Consider the following 17,066-nt stretch of genomic DNA (forward strand, 5'->3'; position numbering starts at 1 on the left):
TCTCTGTGAAAGGTCCCCCTGCCGTGCCGCACCCAGGCGTGCAATGATGTGCGCGCCAACTGCATACCGGCCGCTTGAATCCGCGCGGGAGAGTTCCGGGTACGCGTACCCGGGCGCCGAAGGAGCAAGTCCCTCCCTTGAATCTCTCAGGCCCCGTTACCGCGCGGGCGAGGCACATCTGAAAAGCGGGCCGCTGTCCAGTGGCTCCACCCAAGGTGCAAACCGTGACCGCCGGCTGCCGACGGTCATGGCGAACCTCTCAGGTTCCGATGACAGATGGGGAGGAACGACCTCGCCCGTCATGCCCTGGGAGCAGAACCGATGAGCAGTAACGCCGCGCCCCTCACGCCACGGCGCACCGCGCTCGATGCCCTGCATCGTTCGCTCGGCGCGACGATGACCGACTTCGCCGGCTGGGACATGCCTCTGCGGTACGGCTCCGAGCGGGACGAACACATCGCCGTCCGTACCAGGGCAGGCCTCTTCGACCTCTCCCACATGGGCGAGATCACCGTCACCGGCCCCCAGGCCGGCCGGCTCCTCGACCACGCGCTGGTCGGCAACCTCTCCTCGGTCGGCGTGGGCCGCGCCCGCTACACCATGATCTGCCGGGCCGACGGCGGCATCCTCGACGACCTGATCGTGTACCGGCTCGGGGAGAGCGAGTACATGGTCGTCGCCAACGCCTCCAACGCCCAGGTGGTCCTGGACGCCCTGACCGAGCGCGCCGCCGGCTTCGACGCCGCCGTGCGCGACGACCGCGACGCGTACGCGCTGCTCGCTATCCAGGGCCCCGAGTCCTCCGGCATCCTCAAGTCCCTCACCGACGCCGACCTGGACGGCCTCAAGTACTACGCGGGCCTGCCCGGCACCGTCGCGGGCGTCCCGGCCCTGATCGCCCGCACCGGCTACACCGGCGAGGACGGCTTCGAGCTGTTCGTCTCCCCGGCCGACGCGGAGAAGCTGTGGCAGGCGCTGACCGACGCGGGCTCCGCGGCGGGCCTGGTCCCCTGCGGCCTCTCCTGCCGCGACACCCTGCGCCTGGAGGCGGGCATGCCGCTGTACGGGCATGAGCTGAGCACCTCGCTGACGCCGTTCGACGCGGGGCTCGGCCGGGTCGTGAAGTTCGAGAAGGAGGGCGACTTCGTGGGGCGCGAGGCGCTCACCGAGGCCGCCTCCAGGGCCGAGGAGAACCCCCCGCGTGTCCTCGTCGGTCTGATCGCCGAGGGCCGCCGCGTCCCGCGCGCCGGGTACGCGGTCGTCGCCGGCGGCGAGGTCGTCGGCGAGGTCACCTCGGGCGCGCCCTCGCCCACCCTCGGCAAGCCGATCGCGATGGCGTACGTGGACGCCACGCACGCCGCGCCCGGCACGCCCGGTGTCGGCGTGGACATCCGGGGCAGTCACGAGCCGTACGAGGTCGTGGCGTTGCCCTTCTACAAGCGCCGGAAGTAGTCCCGGCGTCGGGGTCGGCAGCGCGCCGACGTGACCTGCGGCCCCGTGTGCCGTCTCGTAGCGCAAAGGGCATCTCACCAGCCCACCCGTTCACCAGCACTCCCTCGCGTACAGGAGAATTCAGGCCATGAGCAACCCCCAGCAGCTGCGTTACAGCAAGGAGCACGAGTGGCTGTCGGCCGCCGAGGACGGCGTCGCGACGGTCGGCATCACCGAGTTCGCGGCCAACGCGCTCGGCGACGTCGTCTACGCCCAGCTCCCCGAGGTCGGCACCACGGTGACCGAGGGCGAGACCTGCGGCGAGCTGGAGTCGACGAAGTCGGTGAGCGATCTGTACTCGCCGGTGTCCGGTGAGGTCACCGAGATCAACCAGGACGTCGTGGACGACCCCGCACTGGTGAACACCGCCCCGTTCGAAGGCGGCTGGCTGTTCAGGATTCGCATCGCGCAGGAACCGAAGGACCTGCTCTCCGCGGACGAGTACACCGAATTCTCCGGATCTTGAGGACTCCTGACCGATGTCGCTTCTGAACCAGCCCCTCTCTGAACTCGACCCGGACGTCGCCGCCGCCGTCGACGCCGAGCTGAACCGTCAGCAGTCCACCCTGGAGATGATCGCCTCGGAGAACTTCGCTCCGGTGGCGGTCATGGAGGCCCAGGGCTCCGTACTCACCAACAAGTACGCCGAGGGCTACCCGGGCCGCCGCTACTACGGCGGCTGCGAGCACGTCGACGTGGTCGAGCAGATCGCCATCGACCGCGTCAAGGAGCTCTTCGGCGCCGAACACGCCAACGTGCAGCCGCACTCGGGCGCCCAGGCCAACGCCGCCGCGATGTTCGCCCTGCTCAAGCCCGGCGACACGATCATGGGCCTGAACCTCGCACACGGCGGGCACCTGACCCACGGCATGAAGATCAACTTCTCCGGCAAGCTCTACAACGTGGTCGCGTACCACGTGGACGATGCGACCGGCCAGGTCGACATGGCCGAGGTCGAGCGCCTCGCCAAGGAGTCCAAGCCGAAGCTGATCGTGGCCGGCTGGTCGGCGTACCCGCGTCAGCTGGACTTCGCCGCGTTCCGCCGGATCGCCGACGAGGTCGGCGCGTATCTGATGGTGGACATGGCGCACTTCGCGGGCCTGGTGGCGGCGGGCCTGCACCCGAACCCCGTCCCGCACGCGCACGTGGTCACGACCACGACGCACAAGACGCTGGGCGGCCCGCGCGGTGGCGTGATCCTGTCCACGGCGGAGCTGGCGAAGAAGATCAACTCGGCCGTCTTCCCGGGCCAGCAGGGCGGCCCGCTGGAGCATGTGATCGCGGCCAAGGCCGTCTCGTTCAAGGTCGCGGCCTCGGAGGACTTCAAGGAGCGGCAGCGGCGGACGCTGGACGGCGCGCGGATTCTCGCCGAGCGCCTGGTCCAGGACGACGTCAAGTCCGTCGGCGTCGATGTCCTGTCCGGCGGTACGGACGTCCATCTTGTCCTGGTCGACCTGCGCGACTCCGAACTCGACGGGCAGCAGGCCGAGGACCGCCTCCACGAGGTCGGCATCACGGTCAACCGCAACGCCATCCCGAACGACCCGCGTCCGCCGATGGTCACCTCCGGCCTGCGCATCGGAACGCCGGCCCTGGCTACCCGAGGCTTTGGGGCCGAGGACTTCGCCGAGGTCGCGGACATCATCGCCGAGGCGCTGAAGCCCACGTACGACCGGGACGCCCTGAAGGCCCGGGTGTCCGCCCTGGCCGGCCGGCACCCGCTGTATCCCGGCCTGAAGTAACCGCTCGGGGGCACCGCGCGGCCTGAACGTGCGTGCGCGGTGCCCCACTCTGTTCCACCCCGTTGTGAGGAGTCACCGTGGCCATCTCGGTCTTCGACCTTTTCTCGATCGGCATCGGCCCGTCCAGCTCCCACACGGTCGGCCCGATGCGCGCGGCGCGGTTGTTCGCCCGCCGCCTGCGCAACGAGGGCCTGCTGGCCCCCACCGCCTCGCTGCGCGCCGAGTTGTACGGCTCGCTCGGCGCGACCGGGCACGGCCATGGCACGCCGAAGGCGGTTCTGCTCGGCCTGGAAGGCGAGTCTCCGCGGACGGTGGACGTGGAGACGGCGGACGACCGGGTCGACGCGATCCGCTCGGAGAAGCTCCTGAAACTGCTCGGCGAGCACGAGATCGCCTTCTCCTACGACGACGACCTGATCCTCCACCGGCGCAAGGCTCTGCCGTACCACGCGAACGGGATGACGCTCTGGGCGTACGACACCGACGGGACGGAGCTCCTCTCGAAGACGTACTACTCGGTGGGCGGCGGCTTCGTCGTGGACGAGGAGGCGGTCGGCGCGGACCGGATCAAGCTCGACGACACGGTGCTGAAGCACCCGTTCCGTACGGGCGACGAGTTGCTGCGCCTGACACGGGAGACAGGCCTGTCCATCTCCGCGCTCATGCTGGAGAACGAGCGGGCCTGGCGCACCGAGGAGGAGATCCGCGAGGGGCTGCTGGGGATCTGGCGCGTGATGCAGGCCTGCGTCTCGCGCGGCATGTCCCGCGAGGGCATCCTGCCCGGCGGCCTGAAGGTACGGCGCAGGGCGGCCGTCTCGGCACGCCAACTCCGCTCCGAGGGCGAACCGTTGGCCCGCGCCATGGAGTGGATCACGCTCTACGCGATGGCCGTGAACGAGGAGAACGCGGCGGGCGGCCGGGTGGTGACCGCCCCCACCAACGGAGCCGCGGGCATCATCCCCGCGGTGCTCCACTACTACATCAACTTCGTGCCGGGCGCCGACGAGGAGGGCGTGGTCCGCTTCCTGCTGGCCGCGGGCGCGATCGGCATGCTCTTCAAGGAGAACGCGTCCATCTCCGGCGCCGAGGTCGGCTGCCAGGGCGAGGTCGGCTCGGCCTGCTCCATGGCGGCCGGCGCGCTCGCCGAGGTCCTGGGCGGCTCCCCCGAACAGGTCGAGAACGCGGCCGAGATCGGCATGGAACACAACCTCGGCCTCACCTGCGACCCCGTCGGCGGCCTCGTCCAGATCCCGTGCATCGAACGCAACGGCATGGCCGCCGCGAAGGCCGTCACGGCCGCCCGCATGGCCATGCGCGGCGACGGCTCCCACAAGGTGTCCCTCGACAAGGTCATCAAGACCATGAAGGACACCGGCGCCGACATGTCCGTGAAGTACAAGGAGACGGCACGGGGCGGGCTCGCGGTGAACATCATCGAGTGCTGAGCCCTGCCATCTTAGGGATGGAATGGGGCGATGTAGGGGAAAAGCAAGGTAGTTGAGTGCTTCACCCGCACTTTTCCGTACCCCTGTGCCTACCCCACTCCCCCACCTGTCTCCCCACGCACGGAGGAATGCCCCATGCTGCGCGGCATCGATGTCAGTTCCCACCAGTCGTCCTCGTTCGACACCGACGGCCTGTCCTTCGTCTTCATCAAGGCGACGGAGGGCCGTTCGTACGTCAACCCGAAACTGAGCGCCCAGACGAAGACGGCCCGCGACGGCGGCTGCGTGGTCGGCTTCTACCACTTCCTCTGGCCCGGCAACCTCACCGCCCAGGCCGAGTACTTCGTCAGCAAGGCCCCGGAGAAGGCGGGCGACGTCCTCGCCGTCGACTGGGAATCGACGAGCGAGGGCACCCACGCGAGCAACGCCGAGAAGGACCGCTTCATCCGCAAGGTGAAGGAACTGCGGCCGAACCACCGGGTCGTTCTGTACTGCAACAGAAACTACTGGCTGAACGTCGACACCACCTCGTACGCGGGTGACGCCCTGTGGATCGCCGACTACGTCACCGCCGGCGAGCCCCGCATCAAGGCGAAGTGGCGCTTCCACCAGTACACCGACAGCCCGCTGGACAAGAACGTCGCCGATTTCGCGAGCAAGGCAGCGCTCCGCGAGTGGGCCACCGGCGGCTGAGGCCGGGCGGCCGGGGCCGGCCCCCGCCCTACGCCTTACGCCCGGAAGTCCGCCGTCCGCTCCGGAGACGCCTCCGCCAGGGCCTTGGTGACCGCCTCGGTCCCGGCCTGAAGGCCGTAGACCGGGGTCGCGGGCTGCTGGCGCCAGGAGTCGTCGAGGGTGCCGGAGTCGACCGTGTCGAAGCCGAGTTCGTCGATGAGACCGCGGACGACGCGCTTGGCCGCCTCGTCGTCACCGGCGACCGGGAGGGCCATGCGGTCGGGGGCGCCGGCGGGGCGGGGGCGGTCGAGGATGTCCTGGGCGTACGTGCCGTTGAAGGCCTTGATGACCGTGTGGCCGATCTGCTGGGCGGTCCAGCGGCTCTCCGTCAGACCCTCGTCCTCGATCGCGGCGATCTTGCCGTCGCGCTCCCGCGGGTAGTAGTTGCCGGTGTCGATCACGGCGACAGCGTCAGCCGCCTCGTCGAGGAAGCCGGACGGCAGGTCCGGTACGGCCTTCAGAGGGACGGTGACGACGACGAGCTCCGCGCCACGCGCGACGTCGGCGACCGTCGCGGGCGTGGCTCCGGTCTCCTCGGCGAGCGCGGTGAGGGTGTGCGGACCGCGGGAGTTCGCGGCGGAGACGTCGTGGCCGAGGGCGGTGAGCCGCCGGGTGAGGTTTCCGCCGATGTTGCCCGCGCCGATGATGCCGATCTTCATGGCTCGCCCTTCCGGGGGGTCGGTGCTTCTGCTCTGACGGGGAACACCAACCTGCGGGTCGGACGGGATATTCCGGACCGAAAGCCGCTGTGCAGCGTCCGGGGGCCGCGGACACGGGCCGCGTGACGAAGCGACCGCATGACGAAGGACGCACGACGAGAGGGCGCTCCCGCGCAACCCGCGGGGGCGCCCCCTCGTGCTCAGACCGCTTGGCCTACTTGCTCAGGTGGGCCCAGAACTCGTCGAAGGAGAGGAGCTTGTCGTGGTTGCTGTCCTGGGCGGCGATCACGGCCTCCGCCACGGCCTCGGTGACGTTCCAGTCTCCGCCCTGGGCCAGGGCGGTCTTGAACTCGGCGGCGGTGATGAACCCGTCACCGTCCACGTCGATCCGCTCGAACGCCTTGCGTGCTTCCTCGATGTCGGCCACCGGGTCCGCCCCTTCGTGCTGTATCCATGCCTTGCTGACGGAGGTCAGATTAACCGCCCGGCGAAGCGACGGGGGAAGTGGATCTCATGCCTGAAAATCTGCGGGACATTCTCGACGCGGCGGCCCGGGGAGTGTTCCCGCCGACGGACGGCGGCACCACCGTCGTGCCGCAGCACGCTCACCGCGACGCGGGGGTGCTGGCTTTCACGGCTCACTCCGTCGTCTTCACGGACGAGGATCCGGACTGGGTGTACGCCACGCTGCGCGCGCTCGACTGCGACGCGCTCGCGGCGACGATGAACCCGCGGTTCCTCTCCGCGTTCATGGCGCGTACGGGGCGTACGACGGACACGATCGACCTGATGACGGTCGCCGCGCCGCTGCCCGGACCGCCCCCGGTCGGGCTGGCCGCACTCGACGACCCCCACCACCCCCGGGTGGCCCGCGCCCGCAAGCGGCGCGACGACGTGCGCGTGTGGGCGGCCGAAGGAGGGGTGCTCGTTCTGGGGCGCGGGATCGCGGGGCGCCTGGAGGCCGCGATCGAGGTGGACGAGGAGGTCCGGCACCGGGGACTGGGCCGTGCGCTGGCCTCGGCGGCGCGCCATCTGAGCGCGGGTGAGCCCGTGTGGGCCCAGCTGGCCGCGGGGAACGCCCGCAGCGTGCGGGCGTTCCAGGCGGCCGGGTTCCGCCCGGTCGGGGCGGAGGCCCTGCTCGTCGCGGCCTGAGGCGCGGAGGCACCCTCAGTGCCGCTCAGTACCGCTCAGAGCCGCTCAGTGCCAGGGCTCGTAGTACGGGTTGCTCTCGCAGTCACTCATGATCTCGGTCTTTGTCGCCTTGTCGACCGGGCAGACGCCGATGATGTACTGGCGCGCGATACCGCCCGGGAAGGCGACCTCGACCTGGTCGGCCCACTTGTGGGTGTCGCCGATGGTCTTGTTGACGTCCACACCGCCGGGGGCGTCGATGTAATAGTTGAAGCCGCTCTTCCACCACGTCTTGTAGAGGTCGTGGTCGTAGGTCGTGGAGACGTACGGCGAGGGCTGGTTGACGAGGACGTACTTCTCGATGTCGTACTGGCCGTTGATGACGTCCTTGGGGTGGAAGCCCTGCTCGAAGACGATCGAGGGGCCGCGGCGGTCGCTGCGGTAGAGCGTGCCGCAGGACGTGCGCCAGACGGGGTCGGGCGTGATGCGGTCGATGTCCACGCGGCGGTCGACTGCGGCGTGGACGGGGTCGGCGAACTGGGGACACTCGGGAGCCGCGGCCTTCACGGGTGATGTCGCGGGTGCCTTGGCAGGTGGCTTCGCCGGCTCGGCGGGGAGCGTCGCCGCCGAGGTCGCGAAGACGGCGGACAGGGACAGGACGACGGCAGCGGCCCGCCGCCGCAGGCGAGTTGTGATCATGCGGAGCACGATCTCGGTTCTGCGGGGGCGGGCCGTGGATCGTCACTCGTACGGCGGCGTGTCCCGAGGACAGCGGTCAACTTCCGTTCCTCTCAGCGGAAGATGCCCGTGTGCCCGAGCGAGTAGCGGCCCGGCTGCGGATACACCGCGAGCCCGTGCGGACCGCTGCCGACCGGGATGCGGGCCAGCTGGACGCCGGTGCGAGTGTCGATGGCGTACACCTCGGAGTCGTAACGGCCGGAGAGCCAGAGGACCTTGCCGTCAATGGAGACGCCGCCCATGTCGGGGCTGCCGCCGTCCGGCAGATGCCACTTCTTGGTCAGCTTGTCCTGGGTGAAGTCGAAGACCGAGATGGTGCCCTCGCCGCGGTTCGAGATGTACATCTCGCGGGAGTCACGGCTGATGTACAGGCCGTGGCAGCCTTTGCCGGTGGGCAGGAGCTTCGGCTCGTCGAACCTGTCTCCGTTCAGCACCCACACGCCGTGGGCCATCATGTCGGCGACGTAGAACGTCTTCCCGTCCGGCGAGATCTTCACGTCCTGCGGCATGGCCCCCTCGAAGGGCAGCTTCTGCTGGCCGACGACCTTCATCCGCTCCGTGTCGACCTTCAGCAGTTCGCCGCTGAACTCGCAGGAGACGATGAAGTACCGGCCGTCCAGGGAGAAGTCGGCGTGATTGACGCCGTAGCAGCTGACCGGTTCGGTCTTGACGGTCTTCATGGTGTGCGGGTCGCGGAAGACCAGTTCGCGGTCGAGCGAGGCCATGACGATGGCGTACTTGCCGTTCGGCGTGAAGTACAGGTTGTAGGGGTCGTGGACGTCGACCGGGTTGCCCGCCTTGCCCGTCTTCGGGTCGATGGGCGTCAGCGTGTGTCCCCGGTTGTTGTTGACCCAGAGGGTCTTCAGGTCCCAGGAGGGGACGACGTGCTGAGGCTGGACACCGACCGGGATCGTCTCGATGACCTCGTACGTCTTGGGGTCGATGACGGAAACGGTGTTGGAATTGGTGTTGGGGACGTAGACGCGGGACGGGAAGTCCTTGACGACCGGGGACAGTTTGCCCGGGCGGTCGGCGGCGTAGATGTCGGTCTTGTCGAGGACGGGCGGCATGCCTGGCAGGCCGTCGGTCTTGGGTTCGGCGGGCTTGACGGGCTGGGCGGGCTTGGCGGATTTGGCGGGCTTGACCGGCTCGACCGTGCCGAGGGTCTCCTTCGCCTGGCGCTCGGGCCCGGTGCCGCAGCCGAGGAGGGCGGCGGCGAGTACGGCGCCCGCGATCAGGGCGCGCTGGGTGAGGTTCCGGTGCATCAGCTCAGCAACTCCGTGGTGGTCACCGCGCGCAGGCCGCGGCGATCGAGTTCTTCCAGGACGGCGGGGAGCGCGGCGACCGTGTCCGCGTACCCGAAGTGCAGGCTCACCACCGAGCCGTGCCGGATCCGGGAGGTGATCCTGCGGGTGACGGCCGGGGCGCCGGGCGAGGTGAAGTCGAGCGAGTCGACGTCGTACGAGAGGACATGCGGGTAGCCCGCGCGGCGGGCCAGGCGCTCGACGAGCGGGGAGGCTCGCGTGGCGCGTGAGGGTCTGAACCAGGTGCCGATCGATCCGGTGAGCCGGCGCAGCCGCTCGGCGCACCCGCTGATCTCGGCGTACGCCTCCGCCTCGGGCAGCGCGTTGATGTCGACGTGGTGCTGGGTGTGGTTGCCGAGGTCGTGGCCGCCGTCGAGGATCCGGTGGGCCATTCGCGGATGGGCGTCGAGCCAGCTGCCGACGGCGAGAACGGTGAGGCGGGCGCCGCCCTTCTCCGCCTCGTCGAGGAGCGCGCGGGCGAGGGCGGGGTCGCCCTGTCCGTGGAAGGTGAGCGCGACCCGGGGGCGGTCGCGGGGGCCGTACTCGATCTGGACGGGCCGGTGGGGGTAGGCGCGGGGAGCGGGCGCCACGGAGGGCGTACGGGGCGGGGCGGCCGGGCGCGCGACGGTCGGGCCGTTCGTGGAACACCCGGTGAGCGCGCCCGCCGTGAGCGCGCCCGCCGCGGCGAGTCCCGCACCCGTCCGGAGGGCCGCACGGCGGTCGGTCGTGGTCACCCGTGCCATTTAAGGGTGTTTCGCGCCGAATGGCGGTCATTGAGCTGTTTGACGCAGAGTGCGGGTCGCGAGCGCGCCACGGCCACGCAGGTCGCACAGAAGGGCCGGCGCGAACGCCCGGCCGCACGACGTCTTCGGTCGCCTTCAGCGAGAGCCGGCGCGGACACCTGGTCCGCGCCCCGGACGCGTCAGTGGTCCGGGACGCGCATCTCGAACCAGGTCGTCTTGCCGCGGGGCAGCAGGTCGACACCCCAGCGGTCGGAGAGCTTGTCGACGAGGAACAGACCGCGCCCGCTGAGGTCCATGTCCCGCACGGGCATGAGGCAGGGCAGGCCGCGGGAGGGATCCCGGACCTCGACGCGGATCCAGCCCGGGCGACGCCGCATCCGGAGCCCGAAGACACGGGCGCCGGTGTGCCGTACGGCGTTGCCCACGAGTTCGGAGACCAGCAGCACGGCGTCCTCGGTCGTTTTCGGGGAGAGCCCCCACTGACGCAGGATCACGACCTGGGCCAGCCGGCGCGCACTCGCCGCCGACTCGGGGCGGGACGGCAACGGAACCTCGGCCTTCGTGGGATTGCCGAACAACTCCAGCGCCTTGAGCGCGTGTTCGTCCTCGACACCGGGCGACCAGCGCGCCGCGGTCGCACTCGCGTGCCGCCGCGGCTGTTCCATACCCTCCAGCCCCGCCATGCCCCCATCATGGCCGCCCCGGGCACCCTTGGGGGCCGTTCCGGAGGAATACGCCCGGGGAAACCCCCTATTCCAAGCCATCCGTTCGGCATATGCCACAGGCAGTGCAGCGACCGGCACAGCCCGACTGACCTGCGCGGACGGCCCACTTCGGGGCAATCGCCGACTGCCCCGGGCAAGGCAGCCTCAAGGCTGCCTCCCGGCTGCACCAAGGCTCGTACAAACCGCCCCTTCGGGGGAACACCGGGTAAGACATGGCGTCAACTGCAAGTGGTTCAGGAGGATTTGCCGAAGGAATTCGACCCCCTTCGGCGCCTCTGACGACTCCCTCATTCGGACGGCTCTCTCAGAGGAACTTCGCCTTCCCCGGCCCCTCCTCCACGAAGCTCCGCATCCCCCGCTCCCGGTCCTCCGTCGCGAACAGCCCCGCGAACCAGTTGCGCTCCACCGCGAGCCCGGTCTCGATGTCCGTCTCCAGCCCCATGTCCACCGACTCCTTGGCGGCCCGCAGCGCGAGCGCCGGCCCCTGCGCCAGCTTGGACGCCCACGCGTGCGCCTGCTCGTACACCTCGGCGGCCGGCACGACCCGGTCCACCAGACCGAGCGCGAGAGCCTCCTCGGCCTTGACCATGCGGCCGGTGAAGATGAGGTCCTTGGCCTTGGACGGCCCGATCAGCCGGGCCAGGCGCTGGGTGCCCCCCGCGCCGGGGATCAGCCCGAGAAGGATCTCCGGCTGGCCCAGCTTCGCGTTGTCCGCCGCGATGCGGTAGTCGGCGCACAGCGTCAACTCGCAGCCGCCACCCAGCGCGTATCCGGTGATGGCGGCGACGACCGGCTTGGGGATGCGGGTCACGGCGGTGAAGGAGTCCTGCAGGGCCCGGGAGCGTACGACCATCGCCGCATGGTCCATGGCCTGCATCTCCTTGATGTCCGCGCCCGCCGCGAACACCTTCTCGCCGCCGTAGAGGACCACCGCGCGTACGTCGTCGCGACGGGCGGCCTCCTCGGCGAGTTCCTTGAGCCGGTCCTGCGTGGCGACGTCCAGCGCGTTCATGGGCGGACGGTCGAGGCGGATCGTGCCGACACCTTCGGCGACTTCGAGATGCACAGTCATGAGGGCAGGTTAACGGGGACTAACGACAATGGCCCGGTGTGCTGAGTCACAGCACACCGGGCCCGTACACCTCGACTTCGAAAAGGCTCCTACGCCTTCCACTTCTCCCAGGACATGTTCCAGCCGTTGAGGCCGTTGTCCGGCTGGATGGTCGTGTCCTTCGAGTTCTTCACGATCACGACGTCACCGAGGATCGAGTTGTCGAAGAACCACGCGGCGGGCTGCTTCCCGTCCCAGGCCCCCTTCACATCCCTCAGGCCGACGCACCCGTGGCTGACGTTCTGGTTCCCCGGCGCGTACGGCGCCCAGTAGTTGCCGTGGATGAAGGTGCCCGAGGTCGACAGGCGCATCGCGTGCGGTACGTCCTTGATGTCGTACTCGCCCTTGCCGTCGGGGCGTGTGAACCCGACCGTGGCGCCGTTCATGCGAGTCACCTTGTGCTTCTCGCTGATGACCATCTGGCCGTTGTAGGTCGGCGTCGAGGGCGCCCCGGACGTGATGGGAATCGTCTTGATGAGCTTGCCGTCGCGGACGACCTTCATCTTCTTGCTCTTGGCGTCGACCGTGGACACCTGGCTGCGGCCGATGGTGAACTCGACGGTCTTGGCCTGCTCTCCGTAGACGCCGGGCCGGCCCTCCAGGCCGTCGAGGTCGAGGTCGACCGTCACCTTCGTACCGGGCTTCCAGTATTTCTCCGGGCGGAAGTCCAGTCGGTCGTTGCCGAACCAGTGGCCCTCGACGTCCACCGCGGGCTCGGTCTTCACACGGATGGCCTTCTCGACGTCCTCGGGGTGGGTGATGCCCCGGTCGAAGCGGATCGAGAAGGGCATTCCCACGCCGACCTTGGAACCGTCCTCGGGCGTGAAGATGCCGACGAAGGTGTTCTTCGGGGTCAGGGTGGTGAAGGTGGACTCCTCGGCCGCCCGGCGGCCTTCGGAGTCCTTGGCTATCGCGTGGACCTTGTACTTCGTGGCGGACGCCAGGTGGTCGGTGGGGGTCCAGCTCGCCCCGTCGCCGGTTATCTCGCCCTCGACCGGCTCGCCCTTGGTGTTCTCCACCTTGACCTCGGTCAGTTCGCCCTTGGCGGCGGTGACCTTGAGGGCGCCGCTGGTGTCCACGTCGTCGGCGCCGTTCTTGGGCGCTATCGTCACGACGGCCCGCGAGGTCTTGGTGTCGGCCCGGCCGGAACCGCCCTTGCCGTCCTGGTCACCGCCGGAGCCCGAGTCCGAGCCCCCTCCTCCCCCGCCGCCGCACGCCGTCACGGCGAGCAGCAGCATGCCGAGTATGAGCGCCAGAACCCCCTTGCGCCCACGCCCCCCAGAGCTCTTGCGTTCGCGCCCCCGCGCGCCAACCGACGCCCTCGATATCGGTCGCCCGTTCAAGCTGTTTCTCCCCTCGCACGGCCCGGGTCACAGGCCCGCACTACGGCGCGCCCATGCACGCACCGCGTCAATTAATCACACGGCCAGGACCGGTGGCTCCCGGCAATTGTCACTGTTCAGTTCCAACTGCCGGTGTGAGCAGCCACTTCCTGCACCTACCCCCATGCCGGTCTACTTCACCGCGGAGCCGGCCTGCCACTCCTTCCACGTCATGTTCCACCCTCCGAGGCCGTTGTCGGGAGCGACCCTCTTGTCATCGCTGTTCACGACCTCGACGACATCGCCGATGATGCTGCGGTCGAAGAACCAGCCCGCCGGGGTCGCGGAACTGCCGCCCTTCACATCACGCAGGCCCACACAGCCGTGGCTGACATTGCGGTTGCCGAACACGCCCCGCGCCCAGTAGTTGCCGTGCAGGAAGGTCCCGGAGCTGGTGAGCCGCATCGCGTGGGGGACGTCCGGGATGTCGTACTCGCCCCTGCCGTCGGCGCGCCTGAAGCCGACCGTGGCGCCGTTCATCCGGGTCACTTCGAGCATCTCGCTGATCACCATCTTCCCGTTGTACGTCGTCGACCGGGGGGCGCCCGCGGTGATCGGAACGTTGGCGAGAAGCTTGCCGTCGCGGCGTACCTCCATGGTGTGGTCGGCGGCGTCGACGAGGCTGACCTGGCTGCGGCCCACCGTGAAGGAGAAGCTCTTGTGCTGGAGCCCGTACACCCCGGGCGCCGCCTCGACGTCCCGCAGCCGCAGGTCGACGGTGACCTTCGTGCCGGGCTTCCAGTACTTCTCGGGCCGGAAGTCCAGGCGGCCCTTGCCGAACCAGTGCGGGCGGACCTCGACGGCGGGTTGCGACCGCACCCGGATCGCGCGCTCGACGGCGGCGCGGTTGCCGATCTCGCGGTTGAACTCCAGGGAGACGATCATTCCGGTGCCGACGGTCGACCGGTTCTCGGGGGTGACGTATCCGATGAACCGCTTGGCGGGGACGTGCGTCGTGAACGTCACGTGCCGCGCCATCCGCCGCCCGTGTCCGTCGAGCGCGACCGCGTCCACCGTGTACTTGGCGGCCAGTGCCAGCCTGCCGCTTCCTGCCGGCACCCAGGTCGTGCCGTCCTCGACGATCCGGCCGGGCACCGGGGACTCCTGTGCGTCCTGCGACTTGACGACCTTCACGGACTCCAGCCGTCCGTCCGGCACCTGAACCTTCAGCCCCTCGTTCGGGCGTACCTCCTTGCTGCCGTCGTCCGGCCAGACGCGGATCGCGTCCTCGGGCGAGCCGTCCTTGCCGAGCATCCCGTCGACCCCGTCGAAGGAGCATCCCGTGGCTCCGGCCAGCAGGCCTGCCCATGTCAGTACGGCGGCCAGCACGGCCCCTGCGCGCCGCGCGCGTCTTTGTTCGTGCATCACGTGGGGCCCAACGACGTGCCCCCTCCTGGGGAAACGTGAGTGCGAGCCCCGCTGTGGGCAGAACAGTGGGAAGGACGACGCGACGGGGAGCCACGGCCGGGACGCCATGGCTCTTCTTGGCGCCGTTCAACCGAGCCGCTGGAGGTTGAACAGGTGTCGAGCGCACCCGAGCAGGAGGCAGAGAAGGAGGGGCGCGCCCCGGGCAGCGGGGTGCCCGCCCAAGGAGAGCGTGCCCCGGGCGGCGGGCTGCCCGCGCACCCGTCCACCGTGCTGAACGGCACGCGGCGCACGGCGCCCGTCGTACCCGTATGGCCGGGCGCCCCGACGCCGCTGGGCGCGCGCTTCCGGGTCGGCCCCGACGGTGTCGCGGGCACCAACTTCGCGCTGTGGGCGGGCGGTGCGGAGTCGGTCGAACTGTGCCTGTTCGACGACGAGGGCGTGGAGACCCGGCTGCCGCTGGCCGAGCTGACCCACGAGATCTGGCACGGCTTCGTACCCGGTGTGCGGCCGGGCCGGCGGTACGGCTACCGCGTGCACGGCCGTTGGGATCCGTGGACCGGCGCCCGCTGGAACCCGGCGAAGCTCCTCCTCGACCCGTACGCGCGCGCCGTGGACGGCGCCGAGGGCAACGACTACACCAGCCTGCCGCCGGAGGTGTACGGACACGTCCGCGACTGGCCGCAGCAGCAGGTCGCCGACACGGTGCGCGACGACCGGGACTCGGCGCCGTACGTTCCGAAGGGTGTCGTCGTCCACGATGACGACGACTGGTCGGACGACCGGCGCCCGAAGACACCGTGGGCGGACTCGGTCATCTACGAGGTGCACGTACGCGGCTTCACGCGCCTGCACCCCGACATCCCCGAGGAGCTGCGGGGCACCTACGCCGGGTTGGCGCATCCGGCGGCGATCAGCCATCTCGTACGGCTCGGGGTGACCGCTGTCGAACTCCTGCCCGTACACCAGTTCGCGCACGAGGACCATCTGCTGCGGCGAGGGCTGAGGAACTACTGGGGCTACAACTCCATCGGCTACTTCGCCCCGCACGCGGCGTACGCGGCGTCCGGCACGCAGGGGCAGCAGGTCGGCGAGTTCAAACGGATGGTGCGGGCGCTGCACGCGGCAGGGATCGAGGTGATCCTCGACGTGGTCTACAACCACACCGCGGAGGCGAGCGAGCTGGGCCCGATGCTGTCGATGCGCGGCATCGACAACCGCGGCTACTACCGCCTCCAGTCCGACGCCCGGCGGTACGCGGACTACACGGGGTGCGGCAACACGCTGCATGTGGTGCAGCCGCACGTACTGCGGCTGATCACGGACTCCCTGCGGTACTGGGTGACGGAGATGGGGGTGGACGGCTTTCGCTTCGACCTGGCGGCGGCACTCGCCCGGTCGATGCACGACGTCGACATGCTGTCCCCCTTCCTCGCCGTCATCGCCCAGGATCCGGTGCTGCGGCGGGTGAAGCTGATCGCGGAGCCGTGGGACGTGGGCTCGGGCGGGTACCAGGTGGGGGCGTTCCCTCCACTGTGGACGGAGTGGAACGACCGCTACCGGAACGCGGTGCGGGACTTCTGGCGTGGTGCTCTGCCGGATGTGCGGGACCTGGGTTACCGGCTGTCGGGTTCGAGTGACCTGTACGCGTGGGGCGGCCGTCGGCCGTACGCGTCCGTGAACTTCGTGACGGCGCACGACGGATTCACCCTCCGGGACCTGGTGTCCTACGAGCGCAAGCACAACGAGGCCAACGGCGAGGGAAACCGGGACGGCACCGACGACAACCGGTCGTGGAACTGCGGGGCGGAGGGGGAGACGGACGACGCGGGCATCCGTGCGTCGCGGCGGCGTCAGTTGCGCAATCTGCTGACGACGCTGTTGCTGTCGACCGGTGTGCCGATGCTCGTGGCGGGTGACGAGCTGGGGCGGACGCAGCACGGGAACAACAACGCGTACTGCCAGGACAACGAGGTCAGCTGGGTCGACTGGGGGCTGCTGGACGATCCCGGCTGGCGGGCCCTGTTCGACCTGACGTCCCGGCTGATCGCTCTCCGGCACGCCCATCCGGTGCTGCGGCGGCGGGCGTTCTTCTCCGGACGGGCGCATTCCGCGGACGGGCTGCGGGATCTGGCCTGGTTCACGGTGCGGGGGACGGAGATGACCGAGCGGGACTGGTACGCGCCGGCCGCGACGCTCGGGATGTACCTGTCCGGCCGTGACATCCCGGGGCGTGACGCGCGTGGCGTCCCCGTCACGGACGACAGCTTCCTCGCGATCCTGCACGCGGGCGACCGGCCGGCGAGCTTCGTCCTTCCCGGTCCGCCGTGGGCGGACCGCTACGAGGTCGTCGTCGATACGGCGCGCGAGGAGCAGGCGGAGGCGCCGGGGGTGGTTCATCGGGCCGGGACGGTCGTGGAGGTACCGGCCCGGGCGGTGTTGTTGCTGCGGGTGGCGGGCTGAGCGGGTTGTCGCTGCAGGTCATACAACCCGACCTC

General features: G+C 69.8%; 16 protein-coding genes and 2 riboswitches. Of the genes, 7 read left to right on the plus strand and 9 right to left on the minus strand.

The features are described from left to right. Positions 1 to 75 precede the first annotated feature (75 nt). Positions 76 to 172: riboswitch (glycine riboswitch) on the plus strand. Further along, positions 173 to 286: riboswitch (glycine riboswitch) on the plus strand. It begins immediately after the preceding riboswitch. Between the two features lie 35 nt (positions 287 to 321). The 5 genes from gcvT (at position 322) to FE633_RS21880 (ending at position 5,371) form a co-directional block, all read left to right on the plus strand. Continuing rightward, positions 322 to 1,452: a glycine cleavage system aminomethyltransferase GcvT gene (gene gcvT, locus FE633_RS21860; RefSeq protein WP_138046849.1), complete on the plus strand. Its 1,131-nt coding sequence runs from the start codon at positions 322 to 324 to the stop codon at positions 1,450 to 1,452. A 127-nt stretch (positions 1,453 to 1,579) separates the two neighbouring features. Beyond that, positions 1,580 to 1,957 carry a glycine cleavage system protein GcvH gene (gcvH, locus tag FE633_RS21865; protein ID WP_138046850.1) on the plus strand — a complete coding sequence of 126 codons (378 nt, stop codon included), beginning with the start codon at positions 1,580 to 1,582 and terminating at the stop codon, positions 1,955 to 1,957. Between the two features lie 13 nt (positions 1,958 to 1,970). Then, positions 1,971 to 3,233, plus strand: coding sequence for a serine hydroxymethyltransferase (gene glyA / locus FE633_RS21870; protein ID WP_138046851.1), 1,263 nt, complete (start codon positions 1,971 to 1,973; stop codon positions 3,231 to 3,233). Between the two features lie 77 nt (positions 3,234 to 3,310). After that, a complete protein-coding gene (locus FE633_RS21875; protein ID WP_138046852.1) occupies positions 3,311 to 4,678 on the plus strand; it encodes an L-serine ammonia-lyase in 1,368 nt (455 codons plus the stop codon). 135 nt (positions 4,679 to 4,813) lie between these two features. Continuing rightward, positions 4,814 to 5,371, plus strand: a complete 558-nt coding sequence (locus FE633_RS21880; protein WP_138046853.1) for a glycoside hydrolase family 25 protein — start codon at positions 4,814 to 4,816, stop codon at positions 5,369 to 5,371. A 35-nt stretch (positions 5,372 to 5,406) separates the two neighbouring features. On the opposite strand, the gene FE633_RS21885 is transcribed toward FE633_RS21880, so the two are convergent. Next, on the minus strand, positions 5,407 to 6,246 hold the full coding sequence (locus tag FE633_RS21885) for an NADPH-dependent F420 reductase (protein WP_281291226.1): 840 nt from the start codon (positions 6,244 to 6,246) through the stop codon (positions 5,407 to 5,409). Positions 6,247 to 6,283: 37 nt separating this feature from the next. Further along, a complete protein-coding gene (locus FE633_RS21890) occupies positions 6,284 to 6,496 on the minus strand; it encodes an EF-hand domain-containing protein (RefSeq protein WP_138046855.1) in 213 nt (70 codons plus the stop codon). An 86-nt stretch (positions 6,497 to 6,582) separates the two neighbouring features. Here FE633_RS21890 and FE633_RS21895 point away from each other — a divergent pair, with 86 nt between their 5' ends. Further along, positions 6,583 to 7,221 carry a GNAT family N-acetyltransferase gene (locus FE633_RS21895; protein ID WP_138046856.1) on the plus strand — a complete coding sequence of 213 codons (639 nt, stop codon included), beginning with the start codon at positions 6,583 to 6,585 and terminating at the stop codon, positions 7,219 to 7,221. A 45-nt stretch (positions 7,222 to 7,266) separates the two neighbouring features. On the opposite strand, the gene FE633_RS21900 is transcribed toward FE633_RS21895, so the two are convergent. From FE633_RS21900 to FE633_RS21930, 7 genes are all read right to left on the minus strand, one after another. Then, positions 7,267 to 7,899 carry an ADP-ribosyltransferase gene (locus FE633_RS21900; RefSeq protein WP_138046857.1) on the minus strand — a complete coding sequence of 211 codons (633 nt, stop codon included), beginning with the start codon at positions 7,897 to 7,899 and terminating at the stop codon, positions 7,267 to 7,269. 92 nt (positions 7,900 to 7,991) lie between these two features. Then, complete coding sequence (locus FE633_RS21905) at positions 7,992 to 9,203, minus strand: YncE family protein (protein ID WP_138046858.1); 1,212 nt, start codon at positions 9,201 to 9,203, stop codon at positions 7,992 to 7,994. Further along, positions 9,203 to 9,976, minus strand: a complete 774-nt coding sequence (locus FE633_RS21910) for a polysaccharide deacetylase family protein (RefSeq protein ID WP_246113759.1) — start codon at positions 9,974 to 9,976, stop codon at positions 9,203 to 9,205. Before FE633_RS21910 ends, FE633_RS21905 begins: the two co-directional genes overlap by 1 nt. Before the next feature lie 188 nt (positions 9,977 to 10,164). Continuing rightward, positions 10,165 to 10,668, minus strand: a complete 504-nt coding sequence (locus tag FE633_RS21915; protein WP_171060065.1) for an ATP-binding protein — start codon at positions 10,666 to 10,668, stop codon at positions 10,165 to 10,167. 346 nt (positions 10,669 to 11,014) lie between these two features. After that, on the minus strand, positions 11,015 to 11,782 hold the full coding sequence (locus FE633_RS21920) for an enoyl-CoA hydratase/isomerase family protein (protein WP_138046861.1): 768 nt from the start codon (positions 11,780 to 11,782) through the stop codon (positions 11,015 to 11,017). An 89-nt stretch (positions 11,783 to 11,871) separates the two neighbouring features. Next, positions 11,872 to 13,164, minus strand: coding sequence for a L,D-transpeptidase (locus FE633_RS21925; protein WP_425473204.1), 1,293 nt, complete (start codon positions 13,162 to 13,164; stop codon positions 11,872 to 11,874). 171 nt (positions 13,165 to 13,335) lie between these two features. Continuing rightward, positions 13,336 to 14,568 carry a L,D-transpeptidase gene (locus tag FE633_RS21930; RefSeq protein WP_246113760.1) on the minus strand — a complete coding sequence of 411 codons (1,233 nt, stop codon included), beginning with the start codon at positions 14,566 to 14,568 and terminating at the stop codon, positions 13,336 to 13,338. Between the two features lie 156 nt (positions 14,569 to 14,724). Here FE633_RS21930 and glgX point away from each other — a divergent pair, with 156 nt between their 5' ends. Next, positions 14,725 to 17,031 carry a glycogen debranching protein GlgX gene (glgX, locus tag FE633_RS21935; protein ID WP_138046864.1) on the plus strand — a complete coding sequence of 769 codons (2,307 nt, stop codon included), beginning with the start codon at positions 14,725 to 14,727 and terminating at the stop codon, positions 17,029 to 17,031. The last annotated feature ends 35 nt before the right edge of the window (positions 17,032 to 17,066 follow it).

The organism is Streptomyces montanus (assembly GCF_005786655.1).
GTDB classification, from domain to species: Bacteria; Actinomycetota; Actinomycetes; order Streptomycetales; family Streptomycetaceae; genus Streptomyces; species Streptomyces sporangiiformans.

Excerpts from the sequence above, each read along its gene's own strand:
- FE633_RS21880 (WP_138046853.1), top strand. The coding sequence starts at position 4,814 with ATGCTGCGCGGCATCGATGTCAGTTCCCACCAGTCGTCCTCGTTCGAC.
- FE633_RS21895 (WP_138046856.1), top strand. The coding sequence starts at position 6,583 with ATGCCTGAAAATCTGCGGGACATTCTCGACGCGGCGGCCCGGGGAGTG.
- FE633_RS21930 (WP_246113760.1), bottom strand. The coding sequence starts at position 14,568 with ATGCACGAACAAAGACGCGCGCGGCGCGCAGGGGCCGTGCTGGCCGCC.
- FE633_RS21905 (WP_138046858.1), bottom strand. The coding sequence starts at position 9,203 with ATGCACCGGAACCTCACCCAGCGCGCCCTGATCGCGGGCGCCGTACTC.
- gcvH (WP_138046850.1), top strand. The coding sequence starts at position 1,580 with ATGAGCAACCCCCAGCAGCTGCGTTACAGCAAGGAGCACGAGTGGCTG.
- gcvT (WP_138046849.1), top strand. The coding sequence starts at position 322 with ATGAGCAGTAACGCCGCGCCCCTCACGCCACGGCGCACCGCGCTCGAT.
- FE633_RS21900 (WP_138046857.1), bottom strand. The coding sequence starts at position 7,899 with ATGATCACAACTCGCCTGCGGCGGCGGGCCGCTGCCGTCGTCCTGTCC.
- FE633_RS21915 (WP_171060065.1), bottom strand. The coding sequence starts at position 10,668 with ATGGCGGGGCTGGAGGGTATGGAACAGCCGCGGCGGCACGCGAGTGCG.
- FE633_RS21920 (WP_138046861.1), bottom strand. The coding sequence starts at position 11,782 with ATGACTGTGCATCTCGAAGTCGCCGAAGGTGTCGGCACGATCCGCCTC.
- glyA (WP_138046851.1), top strand. The coding sequence starts at position 1,971 with ATGTCGCTTCTGAACCAGCCCCTCTCTGAACTCGACCCGGACGTCGCC.